Annotated in this window: 27 protein-coding genes and 1 tRNA gene; 10 read left to right on the forward strand and 18 right to left on the reverse strand. The window is 68.9% G+C overall.

Annotated features, from left to right (window positions below):
• Window positions 1–67: 67 nt before the first annotated feature.
• Window positions 68–766 (forward strand): SDR family NAD(P)-dependent oxidoreductase, encoded by a 699-nt coding sequence (locus C454_RS09755; RefSeq protein WP_004975033.1) that lies wholly within the window; start codon window positions 68–70, stop codon window positions 764–766.
• A 27-nt stretch (window positions 767–793) separates the two neighbouring features.
• On the opposite strand, the gene kynU is transcribed toward C454_RS09755, so the two are convergent.
• The gene (gene kynU / locus C454_RS09760) at window positions 794–2,065 is read right to left on the reverse strand and encodes a kynureninase (RefSeq protein WP_004975037.1); all 1,272 of its coding nucleotides are present in this window, start codon (window positions 2,063–2,065) and stop codon (window positions 794–796) included.
• Between the two features lie 84 nt (window positions 2,066–2,149).
• Here kynU and C454_RS09765 point away from each other — a divergent pair, with 84 nt between their 5' ends.
• The gene (locus C454_RS09765; RefSeq protein WP_004975038.1) at window positions 2,150–3,178 is read left to right on the forward strand and encodes an alpha/beta hydrolase; all 1,029 of its coding nucleotides are present in this window, start codon (window positions 2,150–2,152) and stop codon (window positions 3,176–3,178) included.
• Between the two features lie 6 nt (window positions 3,179–3,184).
• Here C454_RS09765 and C454_RS09770 read toward each other — a convergent pair whose 3' ends face one another.
• The 7 genes from C454_RS09770 to C454_RS20535 form a co-directional block, all read right to left on the reverse strand.
• Complete coding sequence (locus C454_RS09770; RefSeq protein WP_004975039.1) at window positions 3,185–4,225, reverse strand: AIR synthase family protein; 1,041 nt, start codon at window positions 4,223–4,225, stop codon at window positions 3,185–3,187.
• Between the two features lie 314 nt (window positions 4,226–4,539).
• The gene (locus tag C454_RS09775; RefSeq protein WP_004975040.1) at window positions 4,540–5,490 is read right to left on the reverse strand and encodes an alpha/beta fold hydrolase; all 951 of its coding nucleotides are present in this window, start codon (window positions 5,488–5,490) and stop codon (window positions 4,540–4,542) included.
• A 94-nt stretch (window positions 5,491–5,584) separates the two neighbouring features.
• Window positions 5,585–7,804 (reverse strand): amino acid permease, encoded by a 2,220-nt coding sequence (locus C454_RS09780; protein WP_004975044.1) that lies wholly within the window; start codon window positions 7,802–7,804, stop codon window positions 5,585–5,587.
• Window positions 7,801–8,262, reverse strand: coding sequence for a universal stress protein (locus C454_RS09785; protein WP_004975045.1), 462 nt, complete (start codon window positions 8,260–8,262; stop codon window positions 7,801–7,803). The genes C454_RS09780 and C454_RS09785 overlap by 4 nt, the downstream gene beginning before the upstream one ends.
• A 194-nt stretch (window positions 8,263–8,456) precedes the next feature.
• Window positions 8,457–8,852 carry a hypothetical protein gene (locus C454_RS09790; protein WP_004975047.1) on the reverse strand — a complete coding sequence of 132 codons (396 nt, stop codon included), beginning with the start codon at window positions 8,850–8,852 and terminating at the stop codon, window positions 8,457–8,459.
• Between the two features lie 90 nt (window positions 8,853–8,942).
• Window positions 8,943–9,962 (reverse strand): YeiH family protein, encoded by a 1,020-nt coding sequence (locus C454_RS09795; protein WP_004975055.1) that lies wholly within the window; start codon window positions 9,960–9,962, stop codon window positions 8,943–8,945.
• The gene (locus C454_RS20535; protein ID WP_156037881.1) at window positions 9,959–10,105 is read right to left on the reverse strand and encodes a hypothetical protein; all 147 of its coding nucleotides are present in this window, start codon (window positions 10,103–10,105) and stop codon (window positions 9,959–9,961) included. Before C454_RS20535 ends, C454_RS09795 begins: the two co-directional genes overlap by 4 nt.
• 208 nt (window positions 10,106–10,313) lie before the next feature.
• Between C454_RS20535 and C454_RS09800 the strand changes: the two genes are divergently transcribed.
• The 4 genes from C454_RS09800 to C454_RS09815 all read left to right on the forward strand — a co-directional run bounded on the left by C454_RS09800 (window position 10,314) and on the right by C454_RS09815 (window position 13,583).
• Window positions 10,314–10,940: an adenylate kinase gene (locus tag C454_RS09800; RefSeq protein ID WP_004975057.1), complete on the forward strand. Its 627-nt coding sequence runs from the start codon at window positions 10,314–10,316 to the stop codon at window positions 10,938–10,940.
• Window positions 10,941–11,061: 121 nt separating this feature from the next.
• Entirely contained in the window at window positions 11,062–11,982 is a 921-nt protein-coding gene (locus C454_RS09805) for a DUF106 domain-containing protein (protein WP_004975060.1), read from the forward strand.
• Between the two features lie 150 nt (window positions 11,983–12,132).
• Complete coding sequence (cmk, locus tag C454_RS09810) at window positions 12,133–12,711, forward strand: (d)CMP kinase (RefSeq protein WP_004975061.1); 579 nt, start codon at window positions 12,133–12,135, stop codon at window positions 12,709–12,711.
• 2 nt (window positions 12,712–12,713) lie between these two features.
• On the forward strand, window positions 12,714–13,583 hold the full coding sequence (locus C454_RS09815; protein WP_004975064.1) for an RNA-guided pseudouridylation complex pseudouridine synthase subunit Cbf5: 870 nt from the start codon (window positions 12,714–12,716) through the stop codon (window positions 13,581–13,583).
• 12 nt (window positions 13,584–13,595) lie between these two features.
• Here the strand turns inward: C454_RS09815 and C454_RS09820 are convergent, their stop codons facing one another.
• Window positions 13,596–13,880: a hypothetical protein gene (locus tag C454_RS09820; RefSeq protein WP_004975065.1), complete on the reverse strand. Its 285-nt coding sequence runs from the start codon at window positions 13,878–13,880 to the stop codon at window positions 13,596–13,598.
• Between the two features lie 173 nt (window positions 13,881–14,053).
• Here C454_RS09820 and C454_RS09825 point away from each other — a divergent pair.
• Window positions 14,054–14,124, forward strand: a tRNA-Pro gene (locus tag C454_RS09825).
• Between the two features lie 424 nt (window positions 14,125–14,548).
• Here C454_RS09825 and C454_RS09830 read toward each other — a convergent pair.
• The 3 genes from C454_RS09830 to C454_RS09840 form a co-directional block, all read right to left on the reverse strand.
• Entirely contained in the window at window positions 14,549–14,746 is a 198-nt protein-coding gene (locus C454_RS09830; protein WP_004975066.1) for a hypothetical protein, read from the reverse strand.
• A 113-nt stretch (window positions 14,747–14,859) separates the two neighbouring features.
• Window positions 14,860–15,129 carry a DUF7571 family protein gene (locus tag C454_RS09835; RefSeq protein ID WP_004042445.1) on the reverse strand — a complete coding sequence of 90 codons (270 nt, stop codon included), beginning with the start codon at window positions 15,127–15,129 and terminating at the stop codon, window positions 14,860–14,862.
• A 337-nt stretch (window positions 15,130–15,466) separates the two neighbouring features.
• Window positions 15,467–15,988: an HPP family protein gene (locus C454_RS09840; RefSeq protein WP_004975069.1), complete on the reverse strand. Its 522-nt coding sequence runs from the start codon at window positions 15,986–15,988 to the stop codon at window positions 15,467–15,469.
• A 136-nt stretch (window positions 15,989–16,124) separates the two neighbouring features.
• Between C454_RS09840 and C454_RS09845 the strand changes: the two genes are divergently transcribed.
• Window positions 16,125–16,709, forward strand: coding sequence for a GNAT family N-acetyltransferase (locus C454_RS09845; protein WP_049905096.1), 585 nt, complete (start codon window positions 16,125–16,127; stop codon window positions 16,707–16,709).
• A gap of 1 nt (window position 16,710) precedes the next feature.
• Here the strand turns inward: C454_RS09845 and asd are convergent, their stop codons facing one another.
• Window positions 16,711–17,745, reverse strand: a complete 1,035-nt coding sequence (gene asd, locus C454_RS09850) for an aspartate-semialdehyde dehydrogenase (protein WP_004975076.1) — start codon at window positions 17,743–17,745, stop codon at window positions 16,711–16,713.
• Window positions 17,746–17,942: 197 nt separating this feature from the next.
• Here asd and pccA point away from each other — a divergent pair, with 197 nt between their 5' ends.
• Window positions 17,943–19,745, forward strand: coding sequence for a propionyl-CoA carboxylase biotin carboxylase/biotin-carboxyl carrier subunit (gene pccA / locus C454_RS09855; protein WP_004975077.1), 1,803 nt, complete (start codon window positions 17,943–17,945; stop codon window positions 19,743–19,745).
• A gap of 66 nt (window positions 19,746–19,811) precedes the next feature.
• Window positions 19,812–20,942: a bifunctional biotin--[acetyl-CoA-carboxylase] synthetase/biotin operon repressor gene (locus C454_RS09860; protein WP_004975078.1), complete on the forward strand. Its 1,131-nt coding sequence runs from the start codon at window positions 19,812–19,814 to the stop codon at window positions 20,940–20,942.
• A gap of 31 nt (window positions 20,943–20,973) precedes the next feature.
• Here the strand turns inward: C454_RS09860 and C454_RS09865 are convergent, their stop codons facing one another.
• The 5 genes from C454_RS09865 to C454_RS09885 form a co-directional block, all read right to left on the reverse strand.
• A complete protein-coding gene (locus C454_RS09865) occupies window positions 20,974–21,540 on the reverse strand; it encodes a universal stress protein (protein WP_004975080.1) in 567 nt (188 codons plus the stop codon).
• A 132-nt stretch (window positions 21,541–21,672) separates the two neighbouring features.
• A complete protein-coding gene (locus tag C454_RS09870) occupies window positions 21,673–22,686 on the reverse strand; it encodes an amidohydrolase family protein (protein WP_004975082.1) in 1,014 nt (337 codons plus the stop codon).
• A 52-nt stretch (window positions 22,687–22,738) separates the two neighbouring features.
• On the reverse strand, window positions 22,739–23,962 hold the full coding sequence (locus C454_RS09875) for an HD domain-containing protein (RefSeq protein WP_004975084.1): 1,224 nt from the start codon (window positions 23,960–23,962) through the stop codon (window positions 22,739–22,741).
• A gap of 70 nt (window positions 23,963–24,032) precedes the next feature.
• Window positions 24,033–25,205, reverse strand: coding sequence for an HD domain-containing protein (locus tag C454_RS09880; protein WP_004975086.1), 1,173 nt, complete (start codon window positions 25,203–25,205; stop codon window positions 24,033–24,035).
• A 99-nt stretch (window positions 25,206–25,304) separates the two neighbouring features.
• The gene (locus tag C454_RS09885; RefSeq protein ID WP_004975088.1) at window positions 25,305–25,907 is read right to left on the reverse strand and encodes a hypothetical protein; all 603 of its coding nucleotides are present in this window, start codon (window positions 25,905–25,907) and stop codon (window positions 25,305–25,307) included.
• Between the last annotated feature and the right edge of the window lie 100 nt (window positions 25,908–26,007).

Genomic DNA, 26,007 nt, shown 5'->3' on the forward strand with positions numbered 1-26,007 from the left:
CGCCGGTACGCCGCGACCGCCGGCACGCTTCGGTGAGAATATCCTTTCTCAGTTCACAGACGCAGCCATGGAACCCGACCGCTACGACGACCTCGACGGACAGGTCGCACTCGTCACCGGCGCGAACCGAGGTATCGGCCGCCAGATAGCCGAGAACCTCCGCGACCGCGGCGCGACGGTGTACGCGGGGTCGCGCAGCGTCACCAACGAGACGCCCGAGGGCACCGAACGCGTCCTCCTCGACGTGACCCAAGAAGGCGACATCGAGGAGGTCGTCGACGGCATCTTCGCCGACCAGAACCGCCTCGATATCCTCGTCAACAACGCCGGCGTCGGCGGCGAGGGCGAGGACATCGTCGCCGAGTCGACCGAGCGAATCGACCGCACCCTCGGCGTCAATCTCCGCGGGCCGATGCTCCTGTGCAAGCACGCGGTTCCCCTCCTCCTCCAGTCCGACGGCGGCCGCGTCGTCAACGTCTCCTCCGGGATGGGCGCGCTGGGCGAGGGGCAGTCCGGCGGGTCGCCCGCGTACCGAATCTCGAAGACCGGCCTCAACGGCCTCACCGCCTACCTCGACGGCCAGTACGGCGACGACGGTCTCATCGCCAACTCGGTGTGTCCCGGCTGGGTGCGCACCGACATGGGCGGCGAGGAGGCGAACCGGCCGGTCGAGAAGGGCGCGGAGACGCCGACGTGGCTCGCCACGTTCAAGCCCGGCGCGCCCGCGGGGAAGTTCTGGCGCGACAAGGAAGTCATCGACTGGTAAGCGACCGACTCCCCGCCGCCGCGACCCTCACGTGACGCCGCCACTCTGCTTCTCGAACGCCTCGTATTCGTCCCCGTCCAGAATCTCTCGGAAGTGCTCGACCGCCCGGTACACGTCCTCGAAGCCGACGTAGGCCGGCGCGGGAGCCATCCGGACGACGTTCGGTTGACGGAAGTCCACGATGACGCCCCGTTCCTTGAGCGCGAGGCTGACGCGGTAGGCCTCGGGGTGTTCGACCGCGACGTGGCCGCCGCGGGCCGCGGGGTCACGCGGGGTTCCGACCTCGCACTCCGGCAGTCGCTCGTCCACGAGGGCGATGAGGTAGTCCGTGAGCGCCAGCGACTTCTCGCGGAGGGCGGCCACGCCGCCGGCGTCCTCGACGACGTCGAGCGCGCCGTCGAGGGGGGCCGCGGACAGCACCGGGACCGTCCCCGACTGGAACGCGCCGGCCGACTGCGCCGGCTCGTAGGTCATCACCATGTCGAACTGCGTCTCCTTGTCGTTGCCCCACCAGCCGGCCAGCGCGGGCGTGACGCCGAAGTGGCGCTCGTTGACGTAGAGGCCGGCGATGGAGCCGGGGCCGGCGTTGAGGTACTTGTAGTGACACCAGACGGCGAAGTCCACGCCGACCTCGGAGAGCCGGTGCGGGACCGCGCCGACCGAGTGCGCGAGGTCGAAGCCGGCCAGCGCGCCGGCCTCGTGAGCGGCTTCGGTGATGGCCTCGACGTCGAACAGTTGGCCGCTCCGGTAGAGGACCGAGGGGAGAAACACCATCCCCACGTCGTCGTCGATGGCGTCGAGCACGTCCTCGGTCTCGATGGTCCGCCCGTCGCGACTCTCGACCACGCGGAGCGCCTCGTCGGGGTCGCGGCCGGCGTGCCGGAGTTGCGCGCGAATCGCGTAGTGGTCCGTCGGGAAGTCGAGGTCGTCGACGACGATGTTCTCGCCGCGGGCGGGGTCGTAGAACGTCCCGACGAGCGCGTGGATGTTGACCGTCGTGGAGTTGGCGACGACGACCTCCTCGGGCGTCGCGCCGACGAGCGGGGCGAGTCGCTCGCCCAGTCGCTCGCCGTAGGTGAACCACTCCGGGTCGGCGTCGGTCCACCCGCGGATGGCGAGGTCGCGCCACTCGTCGACGACGCGTTCGAGGGCCGCCTCCGCGTCGACAGACAGCGGGCCGAGCGAGTTGCCGTCCATGTACAGTTCGCCCTCAGGGACGTAAAAGCGGTCTCGGAGGTCCGAAAGCGGGTCCGCCGCGTCCATCTCGCGGGCGGCCTCGACGGTGGGGTCGTCGGTCATACGCGTGTCGAAGCGCCGGCGCGACAAGTAGATTCACGACCCGCACGGCGTGGTGTTTTTCACGGTCGCCCGCGGCCCACCGGTATGGCTCTCTTTGACGGTGACTCCCGACGCGACCCCGAGGACGATTCTAATGGCTCGTCTGCCATCGGTGTCGCCGACCGCGCGGCCGACCTCGACCCGAAGGCTCACGCGGCCGTCGCCGAGGTCGAGCGTCTGGGCCTCCCCGAGTGGTCCGCGCTCGGCGTCGAAAGCGCCCGCCAGGTCGAAGACGAGGTGTTCTCGGCCGGCGACGCCCCCGAAGTCGCCCGCGTTACGAACTTCGCAATCGACGGCGAGAGCGGCGACGGGGCCGCCTCAGCCCACGAGATACCGCTCCGCATCTATCACCCCGAACCCGGCGAGACGCGTCCCGCGCTCGTCTTCTTTCACGGCGGCCTCTGGGCGATGGGCACGCTGGACTCCATCGACGGCGTCTGCCGACGGCTCGCGGTCCGCTCGGGCCGCGTCGTCGTCTCGGTCGACTACCGACTCGCGCCCGAGCACCCGTTCCCCGCCGGCCTCGACGACTGCGTGCGGGCGGTCGAGTGGCTCGCCGAACGCGGCGCGTCCGTCGGAGCCGACCCCGACCGAGTCGCCGTCGCGGGGACCAGCGCCGGCGGGAATCTCGCGGCCGCCGTCTCCCTCCACGCCCGCGAGTTCGACGGCCCGACCATCGAGAGACAGGTCCTCCTGTACCCGATGACCGACTGCTCGGCCGACCACGACTCGCTCCGGGAGAACGCCGACGGCCCGCTTCTCACCCGCCGCGACGTGCTGTGGGCCCACGACACCTACCTCCGAAACCCGGTGGACCGCTACAACCCCTTCGCCGCGCCGCTCCGGGCCGACTCGCACGCCGACCTCCCGCCGGCGCACGTCGTCACCGCCGGCTTCGACCCGCTTCGAGACGAGGGCGCGGCCTACGCGTCGGTACTCGACGCCGCCGGCGTGGAGGCCGTCCACGACCACGAGGCCGCCATGCCGCACGGCTTTCTGAGCCTCGCGGCCGACGTCGACGCGGCGGACGCGGCGCTCGACCGGGTCGCTGACGCGCTGGAAAACGAGGGGTGAGTCTGCTTATTCGTCGGCACCCGACTGCTCGGCCTCGCTGGCGAGCCGGTCGTAGGCGGCCCACGAGGGGTCAACGTCGGGGTGCTCGATGCGCTCGCCGTCGACGACGACGCCCTCGCCCGCGACGACGGTGCCGGCGACGCCGACGGGGGTGCCGCGGGCGTCGAGCGCGGCGACCACGTCGTCCGTGACGTCGGGGTCCGTGGCGACGACGAGCGACCCGGCGGTGGTCGAGCGCCACGGGTCGATGCCGAGGAAGTCGCAGGTCTCGCGGACGCCGGGCCGGAACGGGATGCTCGACTCGTCGATTTCGAGTTGGACGCCCGCGCTCTCGGCGATTTCGTTGAGCGCGCCGTGGACGCCGCACTCGGTGGCGTCGTGCATGGCGTGGACGCCGCGGCCGCCGGCGGCCGAGACGGTCATCGCGTCGCGGACCGCGTCGGTCTCGTCGAGTCGCGCCTGCGCGGCGGCGAGCACGTCGTCGTCGAGGTCGGCGAAGGCGTCCGGAAAGAGCGTCGTCAGGAGGCCGGTCGCCTCGACGCCGGGGCCCTTCGTCACGAGCACGTCGTCGCCGGGTCTCGCGCCGTCCGGGCGGACCACGTCGTCGTGGTCGCCGACCGCGAGGGCGGTCGCGCCGCCGACCCACGGGTACGAACAGCCGGCGTAGCGGGCGGTGTGGCCGGTGACGATGCTGACGCCGAGGTCGTCGGCCTCGTCGTGCATCGCGCCCCAGAGTTCGGCGAACTGCTCGTCTGTCATCTCGGGCGGGAGGGTAAAGGAGACGGCGAGGTGCGAGGGGTCCAGCCCCGAGACGGCGATGTCCGAGAGGACGATGTCGATGGCGAACCGGCCCGCGCGCTCGAAGCCGAGCGCGGGGAGCACGGAGACGGGGTCGGTCGCGATGGCGACGGCGGTGCCGTCGATGTCGAGGAGGCCGAAGTCGACGCCGTGGGTCGGGCCGAGCGCCACGTCGTCGCGGGCCGCGCCCAACCGCGGGTAGATGTACTCGTCGAAGAACTCGCGGTCGACCTTTCCGAGGTCGGTCATACGCGACCTGCGGGGGCCGCGAGTAAGAACGTACTCATCCGGCGACGACGGGTCCGGCCCGGTGGGGTTCGAGGCCCGGTCGTGGGCGCAGTCGCTCGCCGGTCGAAAGGTGGGACGGTCCCCCGTCCCTGCTCATGAAGAGACGCGGAGACGGTTCGAAGGGGCATGGAAAGTCCCACCACCGGACTGCTCCCGCGTCGATTCAACGTGCACGCCGGACGTACAAGAACCTCGCTAAGTTCCCTCGATGGACCTATATAGCTTCAACGAGCAACCAGCAAATATTGCTCATTAATCAAAATCGCCGGCGGAGCTCAGACTGGGCGATGGCCCGCCTCGTCGGGGGTGTTGTTCGGCGTTCGCCACGCGTCGTCGAGGTGTTCGACGAGCGCGCGGGCGACGGCCACCGGCTCCTCGTGGTGGACCCAGTGGGTCGCCTCGTCGAACGTCTTGAGGTGGCCGTCCTCGCAGAACGCGAGGCTCTCGCGCGCCATCTTCGGCCGGAGGAACCGGTCCCGGGTCCCCCAGACGACGAGCGTCGGGGGCTCGACCGTCTCGACGCGGGGTCGCGGGCGCTCGCGGGCGACCGCCCGATACCAGTCGACCATCGAGCCGTAGGCTCCGGAGACCGACCACGCGGCGCGATAGCAGTCGAGGTCGGCCGCCGAGAACGTGCCGGGAAGCGCGGTGCCGGTCATCGTCCGCTCCAAGACGGCCCAGTCGCCGACGGGGGCGACGAGCTCGGGGAGCTTCGGCAGTTGGAAGAACAGGACGTACCAGCTCCGGAGCTGCTGGGCCGGGTCGCGTCTGAGGTGGCGGGAGAGCACTACCGGGTGCGGGAGGTTCATCGCGGTGAGAGAACGCACCCGGTCGCGGTGGTGGAGCGCGGTCCACCACGCCACCGCGCCGCCCCAGTCGTGACCGACGACGTGGGCCTTCTCGTGGCCGAGCGCGTCCGCGACGCCGACCACGTCGTCGGCGAGCTCGTCGATGCTGTACCACTCGACGCCCGAGGGGCGGTCGCTCAGGTTGTAGCCGCGCTGGTCGAGCGCGACGACCCGGTAGCCCGCTTCGGTCAACGGGCGGAGGTAGTCCGCCCACGCGTACCAACACTCCGGAAAGCCGTGGAGGAGGACGACGAGTTCGCCGTCTTCCGGTCCGGCTTCGACCGCGTGGAGCGTGACCTCACCCGCGTCGATGCGGCGGCTCGTCGCCTCGACGGACAGCTCCGCGTCGTCGCGCGACAGCCCCGATTGCTTCGCCATACCCCCGCTACGGCGGCGAAGGACAAATGTGCCGCGGCGACGCGAGAGGCCATCGGCGGCGAGAAAACGGGTCGGTTCCGCGGCGCCCTTCGGACTACCCGAACAGGCGCTCCCTGATGCTCCGCGAGCGACTCCGCTCGGCCAGGAGGACCGAACACTCCACGTCGTCGACGACGTCCATGACGACGGTGCCGCGGACGAGCCGCGAGAGGAGGCCGCGTTCCGTCGCGCCGACGACGAGCAGCGACGCCTCGGTCGCGTGCGACTCGATGGCTCTCTCGACGTCGCCGGTCTCGACGGTGAGCGTGGCGTCGCCGAGACCGCGCTCGTCGGCCCACTCGCGGAGGAACTGCTCACCCGCTTCCCTGTCGTCGGCGACGTGGAGAAGCTCTATCTCCGCGTCGCAGAACTCGCGCAGGACCGAGGCGATAGACGCCGAGAGGTCGGAGTCCGGACCGCCGGCGGTCGGCACGAGCACGTGCGAGGGGTCGAACCCGCGGTCCTTCAGCACCAACACGTCGTAGGGGAGCGCGTGCGTTATCTCCTCGAACGCGCTCTCGGCGCGGCCGGGCGACCCGTGGCTGTCGGGGCCCCAGCCCATGACGACGAGGTCGGCGCTGTAGGTCTCCGCCGCGTCGAAGACCTCCTCGAACGACCGGTGAGAGAGGACCGTGTGGGTCTCGATGTCCACGCCGAGTTCGTCGGCGTCGACGCGGGCCTGTTCGAGCAGGCGGTCGGCCTCGGCGAAGTCGTACTCCTCGCGGGCCGATTCGAGCGCGGTCTGGTCGGGCACCTTCACGATGTGGACGCCGACGAGCGTCCCGTCGTTGGCCTTGGTGACGGCCCCGGCCAGCGAGATGAGGTCGCGCTCGCTTTCGGGGTTCGAGAGGGGGACCATGACGCGATAGCCGCCGTCGGGCTGGACCGACGTGGCGGCCGAGACTGCGGCATCCGGGAGCTGTTCCGACTGCTGGAGCAGGTACTTCCCGAGGATGCCCTGTTTCGTCGCCCTGGTGCGGGCGTAGGCGGCGTACCACAGCATGGCGAACACCACGAACCCGGCAGCGAGGAGGACGATGTTGTTGGCGAAGAAGGCGATGAGGGCGAACGACGTAATCGCCCCGAGGATGGGGGTGATGGGGTACAGCGGAACCCGGTAGTCCGGCTGGTAATCCTCGGGGTCGGACACGCGCATCACGATGAGCGCAACGTTGAGCAGCCCGTAGATGATGAGGTGGAGGACGCTCCCGGCGTTCGCGAGGGTGTTGACGTCGGCCAGCAGGATGAACAGGAGGATGAACCCGCCGGTGATGGCGATAGAGCGGTACGGCGTGCCGAACCGGGGGTGAATCTCGTTGAGCTCCTCGGAGACGATGCGGTCGCGCCCCATGGCGAAGTTGATGCGCGAGGAGGCGAGAATCGAGGCGTTCGCGGACGAGGCGGTCGCGAGGAGGCCGCCGAACAGCATCGCACCCGCGCCGACCGGACCGATGAGGAGCCGGGCGACGTCGACGACGGCGGTGTCGTTTCCGGCGACGAGGCTGTTGTCCACCGCGGCCAGCACGGTCAGGAGGACGAGCGCGTACACCACCGTCACGATGACGACGCTGCCGAGGACGGCCCGCGGGAGGTTCTTCCCGGGGTTCTTGATCTCCTCCGCGACGGAGGTGATCTGGACGAATCCGAGGTACGAGACGAAAATGAGGCCGGTCACGGGGAGGAGCGGCGACACGCCCTTGTCCGGCGGGACGAACGGTCGGAGTTTTGCGAGGTCCGCGTTCAGCAGTCCGAAGACCGTGAACACGGCGAGGATGGCCAACAAGATGAGCACGATGGCGTTCTGTAGCTTCCCCGTCTCCTTCGCGCCGACGTAGTTGATGAACACGAAGAGGAGACCGCCCGCGAGGGCGACGAGTTTCACGCCGGAAACCGTGATACCGCCGAGGACGAGGCTCGGAATGGGGAGGAACGTCACCACGTACTGACCGAACCCGGTCATGTAGAACGCGGAGGCGAACGCGAGCCCCATCCAGTTGCCCCACCCGGCGACGCTGCCGAACAGCGGCCCGAGGGCGTGGTTGATGTAGTAGTACGCGCCGCCGGATTTCGGCATCGCGGTGCCCAGTTCGCTGGCGGACATGGCGGTCAAGAGCGCGATGACGCCGCCGAGGACGAACGCGGCGGCCGCGAGCGGCCCGGCCTGTTGGACCGCTGCCCCCGGAAGCACGAAGATGCCCGCGCCGATCATCGTCCCGATACCGATAGTCAATGCCGCGAGCGGGCCGAGGTCTTTGGCGAGTTCCCCGTCCGTCATGTTTCACCGTCTTCGTCGGCGTCGTCCGCCGGCAGCACGACCACGGGACGGTCGCTGTGCCGAATCAACTCCTCGCGGACCGCGCCCGAAAAGAGGTCCCACCACGAGCGGCCGCCGCGCGGGGTGAAGACGATGGCCGTCGCGTCGGCCTCGCGAGCCGCTTCGAGAATGGCGTCGCCGACGTCGGTCGCGAACCGGAGGTCGGTCTGAAGTTCGATGCCGGCGTCGTCCGCGGCGCGGCGGGCGATGTCGAACAGTTCGTCCGCGACCTCCTCGCGCTGTTCGACGCCGGCTTTGTCCGGCGCGCCGCCCGCCTTCTCGATGACGTGGACGACGGAGGCCCGACCATCGGCCGCCGCGATGCGCGGGAACGCGGTGGCACAGGTAGTATCGGCGTCGTCCGCGTTCGCGAGCGGGAGCAGCGGGCGAGAGAACAGCGACTCGACGTGTTCAGTCATGTGTCGGACCTGCGAGAGTGGAGTAAGGGAGGCGATTCCACCCGGCGGAACGGGATTGTGCCGGGGCGAGCGAGCCCACTTCACAACGTGACCGTCGGGAATTCATGCGCGGAGGTTGTGCGGCAATAGATTTAGAAGTTCGCAAACCGGGGCACAGCGTCGAATCGAATCGAACGCGGAGGGAGCGCGCCCGCTCAGACGGCGGTGACCCACGCCCGGTACGCCTCGTCGCGGCCGTAGACCGCCTGAAAGACGCGGTCTGCGAAGCCGGCGAGGCGGTTCGCGTCCGAGCGGGCGGTGATGCGGACGTTCGTCCCCTCGGCCTCCTCGGGGCTCTCCAGTTGGTCGATTCGGAACTCGGGGAACTCCGCGAGCAGCCCCTTGAGCCGGTCGAGTTCCTCGTCGGTCACGTCCATGTTGAACGTCTGGTCGGCGAACTGAATCCACGGGCCGGGCCCCTCGCCGTCGACGTCGGCGAGGCGTTCGGCCTCGATGGTGAGAAAGGCGCTGCCGCGGTCGCGGTGCGCCGACACGGCGTCGGCGAAGAGCTTTCGGCGCTCGCGCGCGGTGTCGCCCTCGAATCGGGTCATGCGACTTGCTACACGCGCGCGGTACAAAAACGGCCCGCGTCGGGGCGGTGAGTCCCGGACCGCGGAGCGACCGGAACGGCCGTCAGCGCGTCAGAACAGCGCGAGAACCGCGACGAGCGCGAGCGCGCTGATGGTGAGCAGTTGCAGTCCGAGGACGGCGAGCGGAGCCGCGCCCGTCTGTCGCATCGCGTCGAGCCGAACGTCGAGGCCGAGACCGACGAACGCGAGCGCGAACAGGGCGTCGCTGGCGGTGCCGACGGTCGCGAGCGTCGCCTCCGAGAGGAGGCCGAGGTTGGCGACGGCGGCGACGGCGACGAAGCCGACGAGGAACCGGGGAACGCCGTCGAAGACGGCGCGCAGACCGGTGGCTGCCTCCTCGGCCCGGCCGGCGTAGCGAACCGCGTAGGCGACGGCGACGAAGCCGAGCATGGAGTTTCGCGCGAGTTTGGTCACGGTCGCCCAGCGACCGGCGACCTCGGAGTGGGCGAAGCCGGCCGCGGTGACGGGGCCGGTGCTGAACATGCTCAGGCCGGCCCAGATGCCGAACTGACGGCCGGACAGCGGAAGCAGGTCGCCGGCGATGGGGAACACCGCGAGGGTGAGCGCGTCGAACAGGAGGACCGCGGCGACGACGTGGGTGAGGGACTCGCCGTCGGCGTCGATGGTGCCGGCGATGGCGGTGGCCGCGGAGACGCCGCAGACGCTCGCGCCGGCCGCGAGGAGCGACCCGGTCTTGTCGGCGAGGCCGAACACGCGGCCGGCGACGGCCTCGACGAGGAGGACGCCGGCGGCGACGGTGACGACGACGAGCGCGACGAGCACCGGCCCGGAGGCGACGAGTTCGTCGATTGCGATGCGAGCGCCGAGCAGGACGATACCCGTTTCGAGGAGGAGCTTCTGCGTGTCGACGCCGGGGCGCGCCCAGTCGGGAACGCCGACCGTGTTGGCGACGACGGCCCCGAAGAGCACGCCGAGCAGGAGCGCGTTGACGCCGGGGACGAAGCCGGCGACGAGCGCCGCCGCCCCCGCGAGGACGACGAGGATGCCGACGCCCGGTGCGAGTCGCGCGAGCCGGCCGATGCCGGCGTCCGAGCTCTCCCCGGCGCTCACGGCCCGAGCGTCGCGAGGACGGTCACGACGACGAGCCCGAGGGCGGTCGCGCGCCAGCCGCGTTCGAGCGTACACCACAGACCGTACGCGCGCTCGACGGTGGCCGCGCCGAACGCGTCGCGCATGAGGGACGAATCGCGCATCTGTCGGTGCCACGAGGGCCGCGCCGTTGAACGTGTCGCTTCCGTCTGTGAAACCGGCAACAAAACCCGCGAACACCGCGGTGGGACGGCCGTGAGAGCTGTAGAACGACGAACAAGGAGCAACATTGTCTCGTTCCTCTGACCGCCGCCGTCGCAGAACTCAGTACGTATCTTCAACACTATATGCTCTCGCCGGATGGGGTCAGATATGGGAAAGCGCATCCTCCTGCTCGGAGCGCCGGGCGCAGGTAAGGGCACACAGTCGAAGCGACTCGCCGAGACCTACGGCGTCGAACACGTCACCACCGGCGACGCGCTGCGCGCGAACAAGGACATGGAGACCGAGTACGGGACGCCCCGCTCGTTCATGGAGAAGGGCGAACTCGTCCCCGACGCGGTCGTCAACGAAATCGTCGAGGCCGCGCTGGAAGACGCCGACGGCTACGTCCTCGACGGCTACCCGCGGAACCTCTCGCAGGCGGAGTACCTCACCGAAATCACCGACCTCGACGCGGTCATCTACCTGCAGGTCGCCGAGTCCGAGCTCGTCGAGCGCCTCACCGGCCGTCGCGTCTGCGACGACTGCGGCACGAACTTCCACGTGAAGTTCAACCAGCCCGAAGCGGAGGGCGTCTGCGACGACTGCGGCGGCGAACTGGTCCAGCGCGACGATGACACCGAAGAGACGGTCCGCGAGCGCCTGTCGGTGTTCAAGGAGAACACCGAGCCGGTCATCGAACACTACCGCGACGAGGGCGTCCTCGTCGAGGTCGACGGCGAACAGACCCCCGACGAGGTCTTCGAGGACGTTCAGGTCGTCGTCGACGACGCGTAAGCGCGCACTCGGAACGACGTTTTTCACCGACTATACTCGGAGCGCCGGCGCTGTCGCCGGCGCGCCCGCTCTCGTCTCCAGAGTAAAACCTTGATAACAGCCGGTTGCTAAAGGGCCGGTAATGGCACGAATCGAATCTCGGGTGCGCGACCTCGTCGGCTCCGACGCCGACATGCGCGCCGCCGTCGAAACCGTCATCGAACGGGCGGACGACGGAGAAGTCGAGTGGGCCGACGTTCGCGACGAGCTCACGAGCGGCCAGTGGGGTCGCCTCATCGAGAAAGGCATCCTCGTCGACGGCGACGAGGGGTTCCGGCTCGCCGACGCGGCGGAGACCCGCGCCGGCCTCGAAGACGACACGTCCGACTCCGGCGGCTCGTCGTCGTCCTCGTCGGTCGATACCGACACCGGCGACTCCTCGTGGTCGAAGTACGACAAGGGCGCGGCCGTCGTCACGGTCGGCCTGTTCCTCGGCTACTCCGTCTCCGAGGTCCGGAACGTCATCGGCGGCGTGATGGACGTGGCGCTCGGCCCGCTGGCCGACATGCTCCCGTTCTACGCCGTCGTGATGGTCCTCGCGCTCGCGACCGGCCTCTACTCCACGCTCCTGCAGGCGAACCTCATGGACATGGAGAAGATGGGCATGTATCAAGAGCGGATGAAGGACATCCAACAGCGACAGAAGGACGCCAAGGAGCGCGGCGACGACGCGGCGCTCGAGAAGATTCAAGAAGAGCAGATGGAGGCGATGGGCGACCAGATGGGCATGTTCAAAGAGCAGTTCCGCCCGATGGTCTGGATCATGTTCCTCACCATCCCGGTGTTCCTCTGGATGTACTGGGCTATCGGCGTCGGCGGGGGCTCCGACCCGCACATCGTCACCGATAACATCGTGCTCCCGCTCGTCGGGTCCGTCGAGTGGAAGCAGGGTGTCATCGGGCCGATGCAGGCGTGGATTGTCTGGTACTTCCTCTGCTCGATGGGCTTCACCCAGATCATCCGCAAGAGCCTGAACATCGACATGTCGCCGTCGGCGTCGTAAGCCGACCCGCGCGACTCGAAACGACTCCGTTTCTCTCTCCGTTTCCGCGTCTCACCACCCTCGGTTCTCTCCCACTCTCCCCCGTGAGAAGCCTCCGCAGGGGCCGTCGGCAACGATAACACCTTTTAGCCGACCGCACGCAGCATGGATATGTTACTGACCGTCTCCGGACCACCGGGCAGCGGGAAAAGTACGACCGCCGCCGCGCTCGCCGAGGCGTTCGACCTCGAACACATAAGCGGCGGGGACATCTTCCGCGAGCTCGCCGCCGAGCGCGACATGACCGCCGTCGAGTTCAACAAACTCGCCGAGGAGGACGACCAAATCGACCGCGACCTCGACCGCCGCCTCCGCGACATCGCCCTCGACCGCGACGACGTGCTCCTCGAATCCCGCCTCGCCGGCTGGCTCGCCGGCGACGCCGCCGACCTCCGCTTCTGGCTCGACGCCCCCGTCGACGTTCGCGCCGAGCGCATCGCCGACCGCGAGGACAAAGCGCCCGACATCGCCCGCGAGGAGACGACGACCCGCGAGGCGAGCGAGGCCAAGCGGTACGACGCCTACTACGACATCGACATCACGGACCTCTCTATCTACGACATCGCGCTCAACACGGCCCGCTGGGGGCCCGACGAGGTGACCGCCATCTGCATCGCTGCGGTCGACTCCTACGATTCCGAGGCCGACGAGGGCAAGTACCCGGTCGACGGCGTCCGTTACGACTTCTGACCATGCTCCGAGACCCGCCCGAACACCGGAGCGTCGACGACCTGCTTTCGTTCGGCGTCGTCAACCTCGACAAGCCGCCGGGGCCGTCGGCCCACCAAGTCACCGGCTGGGTCCGCGACATGGCCGATGTCGACCGTGCCGCCCACTCCGGGACGCTCGACCCGAAAGTGACCGGCTGTCTCCCCACGCTCCTCGGCGACGCGACCCGCATGGCGCAGGTGTTCCTCGAAGGCTCGAAGGAGTACGTCTCCGTGCTCGAACTCCACGGGCCCGCGCCGGCCGACATCGACTCGACCGTCGCCGAGTTCGAATCGAAGCTCTACCAGAAGCCCCCGCGGAAGTCCGCCGTCTCGCGCCGCCTCCGCGTCCGCGAGGTGTACGACCTCGACCTCCTCGAAGTGAAAGACAGACAGGCGCTATTGCGCATCCGCTGCGAGTCGGGGACGTACATCCGAAAACTGTGTCACGACCTCGGACTCGCGCTCGGCACCGGCGGCCACATGGGTCACCTCCGCCGGACCGCGACCGACCCCTTCGACGACGCGGACCTCGTGACGCTCCACGACCTCGCGGACGCCCTCGCGTTCGCCGAGGAGGGCGACGAGTCGTGGCTCCGCGACGTGGTCTCGCCCGCCGAACGGGCGCTGTCGCACCTCCCATCGGTCACCGTGGCCAACAGTGCGGCCCGCGAGATCGCCAACGGCGCGCCCGTCTACGCGCCCGGCGTCTTCGACGTCGACGCCGACGCCTCCCGCGGCGACCTCGTCGCCTGTTACACCGACGACGGTTCGGCCGTCTGTCTGGGCGAACTCGTCGGCGACGCGGACGCCGACGCCGGCGAGGTCGTCTCGCTGGAAGCCGTGTTAGTCTGAGACCGGTTCGCGCTACTTTCTCCGGCGCTTTTTCTCCGCGTCCGCGAGCGTCTCCGCCTGCTCGTTGACCGACGCGACCTCTCGTTTCGCGTCCGACTTGTCGAGGTCGTAGACGTAGCGCCACGACGCCAGCGGGTAGCCGTGGGACTCCTCGGGGCGGTCCGCCGACGGTTCGGACTCGGAACCGCGACGAATCGCCCACCACCGGAGGCCTGCGACGCCCACCGCGAGGAGAACGAGGAGCATCGCGACGAACGGGAGGAGTCCGAGCGGGACGCTCTGGAGGGACGTGAACATACGTTGTCATTACTTCCGAGGCGGCAAAAGCGTACTCGTGGGGCGGAATCGGTTTCTTGGCACCGCTCGAACCGCACGACGACGGTGCGATACAGTGGCACGACAGCCCTTCGCGTCGCCGCGACGAAACGAAGGGCTTAACCGCGAGACACGCATCGCTTTGAATGCACCCCGGGACCGTGGGGTAGTGGTATCCTCTGCCGATGGGGTCGGTAGGACCTGAGTTCGACTCTCAGCGGTCCCATACTTTTGCCGACGCAACACGACGAGCCGTGAGTCCGTCAGGACTCCGGCGAGACCCGCCGTCGGGTCACGTATGCACGGAACTGAGCGTCGACCCCGGAAGTCGCAGCCAGCGAGCGAAGCGAGCGGGACCGTCTTCCGACGTTCGACTCTCAGCGGCCCCGTACCACCGTTTTACGTCGTCGACTGTCGCTCTGCGAGCGACAGTCTCCTCACAAAAAGCTGTCCTCGTGAGCGACAGCGAACGAATGCTCGTGAGACGCCTCGCGTCTCACGGTGGACTAAAAACTCCCCGCGAGGGCTCGCTCTGCTCGCCTCGCGGTGCAGTAACCGAAGGGTGGCGGGTGTCTATTCAGGCTCAGAAGAGGTCAATTTGGTACGAGACCCAGTTCCAACGTAACCGACTCGCACGACCGAACCGAGTCTCACTCCCCGTAGAGCAGATACGAAAACGCCAGAAACGCCAGCACCGACCCGACGAAGAACGCCAACAGCCCCATCGTTCCGCCAGTCCGCGACCCGACGAACACCGCGGAGACGCCTCCTACGAGCGCCGAACCGAGCAGGAGAAACGCGCCGCGTTGCCACTCCTCGACGAACTCGACCACACTCTTTTCAGCCATACAACATTTTTCTCGGCGGCAGACAAAAATCTCGTGGTGACTCCGGGACAAACACGGTGTGACAGACCGTCACACCCTGCAACAACCACCAAAAAACGGCCGGGAACCGCTATTCAGGTCGAGACGGCATCGCAGGTCCAGCCGGGGTCGCTCCCCGTGCGCCGGATGAGGTCCGCGCGGCACGCCGGACAGTAGTCGGGGACCGTCGTTTCGCCCCGCGGGACATAGACGCCACCGCCGCATTCCACGCACGCATCGGCGACGACTGTCGTGCAGTCAGCACAGAGGTTGAAGTCGTCAACCGTGAGGTCGCGCAGCACTTCGAGCTTTTTGTCCAGGATGTACTCGTCGATAACCGCCTGACAGCTGTGGCACGGCTTCATAGCGATACAGCGTGTCAATTGAGACCATGGCACATATACCTGTCGTCGTAGGTGTCTCTTGTCGCGGAATGTCAGTTAGGGCGGAGGCTCATCGATGCCGGATATGCCACGTTTGCACGCGAGCGACCCTAGCGCGGCCGGTGCGAACGTGTTTCACAGAAATCATAAGTTACTACATGACGAATTACGTTTGCTGCTGTCAGAGGCACATCAGGGCGACAAGCGGAACCATTCGCCCTCTACCCATCTACTCTCTCGGCTATCGATTCGAGCCGGCGGTACCGAGAATCGACCGTCTGAGCGGCGTCCGAGCGGCCTCCGAGGGCCGGCCCAGACCTCAACCCCGCGTTCCCGCGTCGGTTGGACTGTCCCCGTACATCTCAGCGAACAGCGCGCCCGTCGCCCGGTGGACCCCCACGAGAACGACCACGCTCGCGACGATAGTCGCGACCGACTGCGGCGTCGAGAGCAGGCCGAGCGAGACGATGAGCGTCGTCGCGCAGGCCGGCGGGTGGACCGCGTCGAGTTCCACCATTCCCCAACTCGTCGCAGCGACCGAGACCGCCCCGCTCGTGACGAGGCGCAGCGTGTCCGTCGACGCGGCCGAGAGCGACGGGTCGAGCGTCACGCCGGGGGCGACGAGCGCGTAGGCCGCGAAGCCGACGACGGCGCCGACGGCGTGGCCGCCGACGATGCGAGACGAGCGGGAGCGCCCGCCGCGACGGCGGAAGGCGAGGACGAACGCCGTGGGGCCGAGGCTCGGAAAGACGAACGGCTCGCCGGTCGCCCACGCGATGCCGCCGAGTGCGGCGACGAGCAGGCCGGCGGAGAGTCCCGTTTCGAGACCGCGTCGAGACATGTGACACGCTCTGTCGACGCGGCGTGAAAACGGTGTCTAACTCTGGACGAATCGAACCGGTTCCGTGGGGCTCGCCGACAGATACCGCGTGCTCCGCACGCCCACGTTGAAGTGCGACCGCGACGACGGACGGGATATGTGCGGAGCCGCGTTTCTCGAAGGCGACCGCGTCGAACTCAGAACCGTCGAGTCGGAGCACGTCGAGTTCCTCCACGAGACGGTCAACGACCCGCGGGTTCGGCGGGGAATCGCCGCCGCCGACCCGGTGACGCGGGCGACAGAGCGCGAGTGGGTCGAGTCGCGCGGCGACGGCGACGACATCAACTTCGTGGTCGTGGTCAACGGCGACCCGGTCGGGACTATCGGGCTCAAACCGCCGAACGTCGTCACCGGCGCGGCCGAGGTCGGCTATCTCGTCGCGCCCGACCACTGGGGCAACGGCTACGCGACAGACGCGCTGCGGACGCTCTGCGGCTACGCCTTCGGCGAGCGCCGACTCAACAAACTGTACGCGAACGCCTACGAGACGAACCCGGCGTCGACCCGCGTGCTGGAGAAGGCCGGCTTCGAACGCGAGGGCGTCCACCGGGAACAGGGATTCGTCGACGGCGACCACGTCGACGTGCTTCGATACGGTCGACTCGCCGACGAGTGGCGAGACGAAGAGAAGGTCGGCGACGCCGAAGGCGAGTCCGGGAGCGACGCCGACGGGTGGATATAGCCTAAATCCAGCCCTCTTGGGCGAGGAGTTCGCCGTTGAGGACGGACGCACCGGCCGCGCCGCGAATCGTGTTGTGCGCGAGGCAGTTGTACTTCACGCCGCGTTCAGTCGCCTGGATGCCGCCGGCGGAAATCTGCATGCCGTCGCCGCGCTCGCGGTCGAGGCGGGGCTGCGGGCGGAAGTTGTCCTCGAAGACGTGGATGAGCTGTTCGGGCGCGCTCGGGAGGTCGACGCCGGGGTACTCGCGCATCGCGGCCGCGACGTCCTCGGGGGAGGCGTCGTCGGCGAGGTCGGCGAAGACGCTCTCGAGGTGGCCGTCGAGCGTCGGGATGCGGTTACACGAGGCGTTGACCTCCGCGCCGTGGAGCGCGACCTCCGCGCCGTCGAACGAGCCCAGAAGCTTGCGGGACTCCGTCTCCATCTTCTCTTCTTCGCCGCCGATGTGCGGGATGGCGTTGTCGATGATCTCCATCGAGGTGACGCCGTCGTAGCCCGCGCCGGAGACCGCCTGCAGGGTCGTGACGTCGACGCGTTCGAGGCCGAACTGGTCGAGCGCGGCGAGCGTCGGGACCATCGTGATGGTCGAGCAGTTCGGGTTCTTCACGAGCGCGCCGTCCCAGCCGCGCTCGTCGCGCTGGACCTCGATGAGGTCGAGGTGCCCCGGATTGATCTCCGGAATCGTGAGCGGCACGTCGGGGGCCATGCGGTCGTTCGAGGAGTTCGACGAGACGACGTAGCCCGCCTCGAGGAACTCGGGTTCGACCTCGGCGGCGACCGACGACGGGAGCGACGAAAACAGGAGGTCGATGTCGTCGGGCACGTCCGCGGGGTCGGTGCTGCCGACTTCCATCGCGGCCACGTCGTCCGGGATGGGGGTGTTGACGCGCCACTTCGCGGCCTCGTCGTATCGCTTGCCCGCGCTCGACTCGCTCGCGGTCAGCGCCGCGAGTTCGAACGTCGGGTGGTCTTCGAGGAGCTGGATGAATCGCTGTCCGACTGCGCCGGTTGCACCGAGGATGCCGACTCGTACTGCCATTACCCGTGTCGTAGTGTGGCACACGCATAAGGCCGTTTGGATTTGAACCAGTATTCGCGGCGTATAGTGCCAGAGAAGTGTAATCTCGGCCGTTCCTTCACGGTCGAACACGTAAATCGTCGTCTGTCGAAGCGGGCACCGACGTGCGTTGGTAAAACCGATAGAATAACGTGCGGTTCCCTGAAAGACTACCGCAAATGTTCAGCAAGGTTCTCGTCGCCAACCGAGGCGAGATCGCGGTGCGCGTCATGCGCGCCTGCGAGGAGTTAGGAGTCCGGACCGTCGCCGTCTACAGCGAGGCGGACAAACACGGCGGGCACGTGCGGTACGCCGACGAGGCGTACAACATCGGTCCCGCCCGCGCGGCCGATTCCTACCTCGACCACGAGTCGGTCATCGAGGCCGCGCGGAAGGCCGACGCCGACGCCATCCACCCCGGCTACGGCTTCCTCGCGGAGAACGCCGCGTTCGCCCGGAAGGTCGAGGAGTCCGAGTTCAAGTGGGTCGGCCCGTCGGCCGACGCCATGGAGCGCCTCGGCGAGAAGACGAAGGCCCGCGCGCTCATGCAGGACGCCGACGTGCCGGTCGTTCCCGGCACGACCGAGCCCGCCGACTCCGCCGACGACGTGAAGGACGTCGCCGACGAGTTCGGCTACCCGGTCGCCATCAAGGCCGAAGGCGGCGGCGGCGGCCGCGGCCTGAAGGTCGTCCACTCCGAGGACGAGGTCGACGAGCAGTTCGAGACGGCAAAGCGCGAGGGCGAGGCGTACTTCGACAACGCCTCCGTCTACGTCGAGAAGTACCTCGAAGCGCCGCGCCACATCGAGGTGCAGATTCTCGCCGACGAGCACGGTAACGTCCGCCACCTCGGCGAGCGCGACTGCTCGCTCCAGCGCCGCCACCAGAAGGTCATCGAGGAGGCCCCGTCGCCGGCGCTGTCCGACGACCTGCGCGAGCGCATCGGCGAGGCCGCCCGCCGCGGCGTCCGCGCCGCCGACTACACCAACGCCGGCACCGTGGAGTTCCTCGTCGAAGATGGCGAGTTCTACTTCATGGAGGTCAACACGCGCATCCAGGTCGAACACACCGTCACCGAGGAAGTGACGGGCCTCGACGTGGTGAAGTGGCAACTGCGCGTCGCCGCCGGCGAGGAACTCGACTTCTCGCAGGACGACGTGGACATCGAGGGCCACTCGATGGAGTTCCGCATCAACGCAGAGGCCCCGGAAAAGGAGTTCGCGCCCGCGACGGGCACGCTCGCGACCTACGACCCGCCGGGCGGCATCGGCGTCCGCATGGACGACGCCGTCCGTCAGGGCGACGAAATCGGTGGCGACTACGACTCGATGATAGCCAAACTCATCGTCACCGCCTCGGACCGCGAGGAGGTTCTCGCCCGCGCCGAGCGCGCGCTCGCCGAGTTCGATATCGAGGGGCTCCGCACGGTCATCCCGTTCCACCGCCTCATGCTCACCGACGAGGCGTTCCGCGAGGGGAGCCACACGACGAAGTACCTCGACGAGGTGCTCGACCCCGACCGCATTCAGGCCGCCGTCGAGCGCTGGTCGCCCGAGGCCGTCGCCGACGATGACGACGACGACGAGGTCACGGAACGCACCTTCACCGTCGAAGTCAACGGCAAGCGCTTCGAGGTCAGCCTCGAAGAGCGCGGCGCGCCCGCCATCCCGGTCGGTAACGCGTCCGCGGGCAAATCCAACTCCTCCGGCCCGCGCAAGCGCCGCGACGACGGCGGGAACGACGACTCCCAGCAGATTATCGAGGGCGACGGCGAGTCCGTCACCGCCGAGATGCAGGGGACCATCCTCTCCGTCGAAGTCGAGGAGGGTGACGAGGTCGAACCCGGCGACACCGTCTGCATCCTCGAAGCCATGAAGATGGAAAACGACGTGGTCGCCGAACGCGGCGGCACCGTCTCGCAGGTCCTCGTCTCCGAGGGCGACAGCGTCGACATGGGCGACGTGCTGCTCGTCCTCGAATAGTCCCGAGACCTCGGGACCGACGCCCGAACCGCGAACCTCTTTTCCCGTGCGCCGGTATCCACCCGCATGAGCGACACGCGACGCGCCCTCCTCGACGCACTCGCCGAGGGTCCCGTCTCCGGGCCCGACCTCGCCGACCGACTGGGCGTCTCCCGCGCCGCCGTCTGGAAGCACGTCGAGTCACTCCGCGACGAGGGGTTCGGCGTCGAGAGCGCCGGCGACGGCTACGTCGTCACCGACGTGCCGGAGTACGGCGGCCCGGCAATCGAGTACGGCCTCGAAGTCGACTACGACATCGAGTTCCACGAGACGCTCGACTCCTCGAACGTCCGCGCCCGCGAACTCGCCGCCGAGGGCGCGAGCGACGTGGTCGTCGTCGCCCGCGAGCAGACCGCCAGCCGGGGGAGAAAGAACCGCGAGTGGTCCGCGCCCGACGGCGGCGTCTGGATGAGCCTGCTCGTGCGCCCCGACGAACCGCCGGCGTACGCCCCGCTGTACACGCTGGCGATGGCCGTCGCCGTCTGCGACGCGGCGCGCGAGGCCGGGGTGGACGCGAGCATCAAGTGGCCGAACGACGTTATCGTGAGCGAAGCGAACGATAACCCGTCGGGCGCGTCAGCGTCCGACGGTGTCTCCGCGAGCGAAGCGAGCGGAGGTTCACCGGCTCACGCCGGTGGCGTTGCCACGAGCGAAGCGAGTGGCAGTTCGTCTGCGAATGCAGACGGCATTTCCGCGAGCGAAGCGAGCGGAGGTTCGAAGGACTCCGACACGCCTACTGACCGCGGCTACCGAAAGCTCTGCGGCATCCTCACCGAGATGGAAGGCGAGGCCGACCGCGTCTCGTGGCTCGTCATCGGCCCCGGAATCAACGTCAACCTCGACCCCGCGGACCTCCCCGAGGGCGCGACGAGCGTCGCCGCGGAAGCGGGCCCCGTCGAACGCCGCGTGTTCGTCCAGCGGGTGCTCGAACGCTTCGACGAACTGCGCGGCGACATCGACGCCGTCCTCCCGGCGTGGCGCGAGCGGGCGGACACGCTCGGCAGGCGGGTCCGCGTCCACACCGCGAGCGGCGTCATCGAGGGGGAGGCGGTCGATATCGAACACCCCGGCACGCTCGTCGTTCGAACCGACGAGGGCGAAAAACGAGTCCACGCCGGCGACTGCGAACACCTGCGCCCGGCCGACGGCGGGCGCTGAAACCGCGACCGACCCCCGCGCGGCTACGTCGCTATTCTCCGCCGTCGGCGGTCGCCGTCGAATCGGCGGCGGCGTCAGCCTCCGCGGGAGAATCCGCGGGCGACTCGGGCGCGGCGTCGTCCGGTACCTCGACGGCGAACTCGTCCGCGTCGTCGCCGCCGCCCTCGATGCGGACGGTCAGGACGGGGACTTTCGACGCCCGGACGACCTTTTCCGCGACCGACCCGAGGAGGAGGCGGTCGATACCGCCGCGGCCGTGGGTTCCCATCACGATGAGGTCGCACCCGCCGCGCTCGGCGAACTCGACGATTTCCCGGCTCGGCGTCCCTTCGAGGACGTGCGTCTCGACGGGGACGCCCTGCGACTCGGCCGCGCGCTCGACCTGGTCGAGCGCCGACTCGGCGTCGGCGCGCAGCATGTCGTCGAGCCCCTCCCACGACGATTCCATCGGGAGCCCCGCGAAGCTCCCGGCGTTCACCACGTACACCCCGTGGAGTTCCGCATCGTGGACGGCCGCTAACGCCGCCGCGTGGACCGCGACGCGCTCGGAGCCGGCGGAGCCGTCGATGGGAACGATGATTCGGTCGTACAACACCATGACACTTGATAACATTTTCTCGGGGTCGGTAATAACCCTTTGCTACGGGAGGAGTACTGCGAGAATAGGTCGGTTCCATGGGAGTTCTGGGCGGCTTCGGTCGGAAGCCGAAGGCGGGGACGTCGCCCGAACTCAGAGGTACACGTCTTTCACGTCCGCCTGCCCGGCGCGGCGGACGACGGCGCGGACCACGTCCTCGACGCCCGCGAGGTTGTCCGTGTCGCCGTCGAGGACCAGCAGCTTGGCGTCGCGGCCCTCCTCGACGAGGCCGTAGTTCAGTCCGGCGATGTCGGCCCCGTTGACGGTCGCCATGCGGAGAACCTCGGCGGCGGAAACGTCCGCCAGCTTGGAGGTGAACTCCATCTCGCGGAACATCGAGGGGCTGTTGAGCATCACGTTGTCCGTGCCGAGCGCGACGGTGGTGCGGTCGGCCAGTTCGCGAATCGGCGCGACGCCCGCGTCGGTGACGAGGTTCGACCGCGGGCAGATGACGACGGGAATCTCGCTGTCCTCGACGCGTTCGAGGTGGAGCGCCTCCGGGTGGACCATGTGGACGAGGAAGTCCGGTTCGAGGTCCAACGCGGCGTTGATGTCGTGGGCGTCGCGCTCGCCCGCGTGGATGCCGAACAGCTTTCCGGCGGCCGCGGTCGCGTTCCGGAGCGCGCCGAACTCGCCGTCGCGCGCACCCGACGCGCCGAACCCGTCGGCGATTTCCATCGCGTCGGCCGTCTCGCGCCCGAAGACGACCGCCTCGATGTCGCGGCCGTCGAGCGCCCGCCGGATGACGTCGACGCCCTCGACGCCGCCCTCGCGGAACTCCAGACAGGCCGCCGTGCCGCCGGCCTCCATCATCCGGAGCGACCGGTGCATCGCGGCGGCTTTCTCCTCGGTGCTCGCCGCGCGGAGGAGCCGGTGTTTCAACCCGTCCGGCGGCGCGACGAGGTCGTCGAGCGACAGTCCCTCGCCGGCCTCCTTGGCGATGGAGTCGCCGAGGTGGGTGTGGGCGTTGACGAACGCGGGCAAGATGATGTCCGTCGACTCGGTCTCTGTCTCCTCGATTGCGGTTATCGTGCCGTCTTCGACGACGACCCGCCCCTCGACCGGGTCGAAATCGCGGCCGCGGAGTATCGTACCCTCGAGTTGCATCGCTCTCGAATGCGTCTCGGCGGTGCTTGAACCTCCCGTCTCGGGACGGGGATTACTCGAACTCGTCGAGCGTCGCGTTGAGGCCGCTTCTGACCTCGGCGACGAGCGCGCCGTCGACGTCGAGGCCGAGCACGTCCGCGGCCGCGCGGCCGACGCGCTCCGTCTCCTCGCGCGGGGCGTAGACGCCGAGTCGCCACTGCTGTTCCTGTGCGGTCCGCAGCGCCTGCACGAGCGGCGACTCCCGCTCCAACTGCCGAATCTCGCCGTTGACCATCACCCGCGACGACGACTCGGTCATCGACGGGCGCGAGGGCACGTCGAGGATGACCGACTCGGGCGACGCGTCGGCGGCGTCGGCGATGTCCCGCTCGAACGCCGCGAGCGCGTCGTGCCCGGCGTCGATAATCGAGTCGGGGACGTTCGGCAACTCCGCCCAGACGGCCCGCTTGTAGAGGTCGCGGGTGGCCAGTCGCTCGGCGAACTCGCTCGTCGAGTCGGTGAGTTTGAGCGCGACGAGCAGGTCGGGGTCGTCCATTCGACGGAGTTCCTCGGCGTCGATGTCCGGCTCGGCGAGCAGTCGCTCCGACGCGCGCCGGAGCATCGCCTTCGAGATGCGCGCGACGTGGTGCTGGTAGACGGTCGGGTTCATGAGCGCCCGGGCGAGCAGGAGCGATTCAGCGGTCTGGACGTTTCCCTCGGCGAGGACCAACTCGCCGTCGACGAACGTCAGCTCTCGAATCAGGCGCTCGTGGTCGATGGTGCCGTAGGGGACGCCGGTGTGGTGGGCGTCGCGGACGAGGTAATCCATCCGGTCGACGTCCAACTCACCGGAGACCAACTGGCCGAACTCGCCGTCGCCCTCGACTAAGGCGGCGACCCGCTCGGGGTCCAGTCCCTCGTCCTCAAGCGTCTCGCCGACGGTCCCGCGGGCGACGAGTTCCTCCACGTCGTCGTGGTACTTGCCGGTGTGGCGGTGGGTCACGTCCTCGATGTTGTGGCTGTAGGGTCCGTGGCCCACGTCGTGGAGGAGCGCCGCGGCCTCGACGTGGGCGGCGGCGTCGCCCTCGATGCCGAGGTGCGAGAGGGCGCGGGAGGCGAGGTGGTAGACGCCGAGGCTGTGTTCGAACCGCGTGTGGTTCGCCGAGGGGTAGACCAGTTGGACGGTTCCCAACTGCTTGATGCGCCGGAGTCGCTGCATCTCCGGCGTATCGAGGAGGGCTTCGGCCGCGCCCTCGACCTCGATGTGGTCGTGGACGCTGTCCTTGATGGTCGTCATTGTGGGTGAATCGGCCGCCATCGGTGAAAAAGGGTCGGACGGGTGGTGTGTCTCCGGCTCTCTCCGCGCCTCAGACCGGGGTCGTCACGCGAACCGGAAGCCCGAGCACGTCCACGGCGGCCGCGGCCACCTCGTCGCGGACCGCGTCGGGCGCGTAGACGCCGAGTCGCCACTGCGTCCGCTCGGCCGACCGGAGCGCGCCCACGAGTTCCGAGGCGTCTTCGAGCCGCCGGACGACGCCGTTGACGACGACGCGCGACCGGGACTCCTTGATTCGCGGGCGCGACGGCGCGTCCACGATGACCGACTCGGGCGACACGTCGGCGGCGTCGGCGACGTCCCGCTCGGCCGCCCGCGTCGCCTCGAAGTCGAGTTCGACCACGTCGGTCGGCACGGCGTCGATGGGGGCCCAGACGGCCCGCTTGTAGAGGTCGCGGCGCTCGATTCGGCGGCCGAGGTCGGGCACGCGCTCGCCGAGCGCGACGAGCAGGTCGTGGTCGGCCATCCGGACGAACGCCTCGATTGGCACGCCGCCGTCGACGAGGCGCTCGGAGGCGCGTTCGAGCATCGCGCCCGCGATGCGGGAGACGTGGTGACGGTAGACGGTCGCGTTCATCAGTGCCCGCGCGAGAAGGAGCGATTCGGCGGTCTGGACGTTCCCCTCGGCCAACACGAGTTCACCGTCCCGGTACCGGAGTTCGCGGATGAGGCGGCCGTGGTCGATAGTGCCGTAGGGGACGCCCGTGTGGTGGGCGTCGCGGACGAGGTAGTCCATCCGGTCGACGTCCAACTCGCCCGAAACCAACTGGCCGAGGCCGCCCGCGCCGTCGACCATGTCAGCGACGCGGGCGGGGTCGAGGCCGTGGTCGATCAGGACGTCGCCGACCTCGGTCCCGTCGAGCAGATGGTGAATCTCGTCGTGGTCGCGGCCGGTGCGCCGGCGGATGAGGTCCTCGGTCTGGTGGCCGTAGGGGCCGTGGCCGATGTCGTGGAGGAGCGCGGCGGCGCGGACGTGAGCGGCGCGGTCGCCGTCGACGCCGAGGTGCGAGAGGGCGCGGGAGGCGAGGTGGTAGACGCCGAGGCTGTGTTCGAACCGCGTGTGGCTCGCGGAGGGGTAGACGAGCCGGACCGTCGAGAGCTGTTTGATGTGTCGAAGCCGCTGGAAGGCGGGCGTATCGACGAGTTCGGCGGCCACGGGGTCGAGCGAGATGTAGTCGTGGACGCTGTCCTTGACGGCGGTCATAGCGGGTGTTGCACGAGAGGAGTCAAATAGCCGAGCATTCGGGTCGTCGCGGGGACGGAATGGCTGCCCGTGCGGCTGTTCGGCCCCGTGCCGCCCGCTTCACCGCTGGGAGAACTGCCCGACGACCTGCTCTGCAGTCGCGTCGGCGACGACGCCGACGAGGTGCGCGCGGTAGGCGGGTCGGCTGACGACCCCGGTTCCGGCGCTGTCGACCGACGCTTCGACCGACCCCGCGAGGTCGGGACCGTCGGTCGACTCGAAGACGAGCGCGTCGCCCGAGAGCGCCGCGTCGACGTGTCTCGCGTGCCCGCCGGCGTCGAAGGCCGCGCGCCACGCCACCGACCCCGCAGGCGCGACCGGGTTCCAGCGCGAGTCCCACTCGTCCACGACGACGACCACGACCGGACCATCAACGTCCTCGTCGCGGGCGTCGGCCGGTTCGAGGGTCACGCCGCGCTCCGCGAACGATTCGACGAGTGCTGCCGTGAGGTCGTCGCGGACGGCTTCGGGCGCGTCGACCACGAGGGTCCCGTCGGTAACCGGCGGGAGCGAATCGACGTTCGCCCCGCCCGACGCGGCGGTCGCCGAGGCCGTCGTCTCGTAGCTCGCCGCCTCGAAATCGAGGGCGAGCAGGCCACCGGCGACGGCGGCGACGACGAGAACGACCGCGACCGCGACCGTGGTTCGAGGTGACAATTCCATGGATGGTATATTCGTCTCGCTGCGGCGATAGCCGTTCTGTGACGCGTGTTGTCTGTAGTCCGCCCCGTCGAACGGTGATGGCGGTGGTTCGACCGCCCAC

Source organism: Haloferax gibbonsii ATCC 33959 (genome assembly GCF_000336775.1).
GTDB lineage: Archaea > Halobacteriota > Halobacteria > Halobacteriales > Haloferacaceae > Haloferax > Haloferax gibbonsii.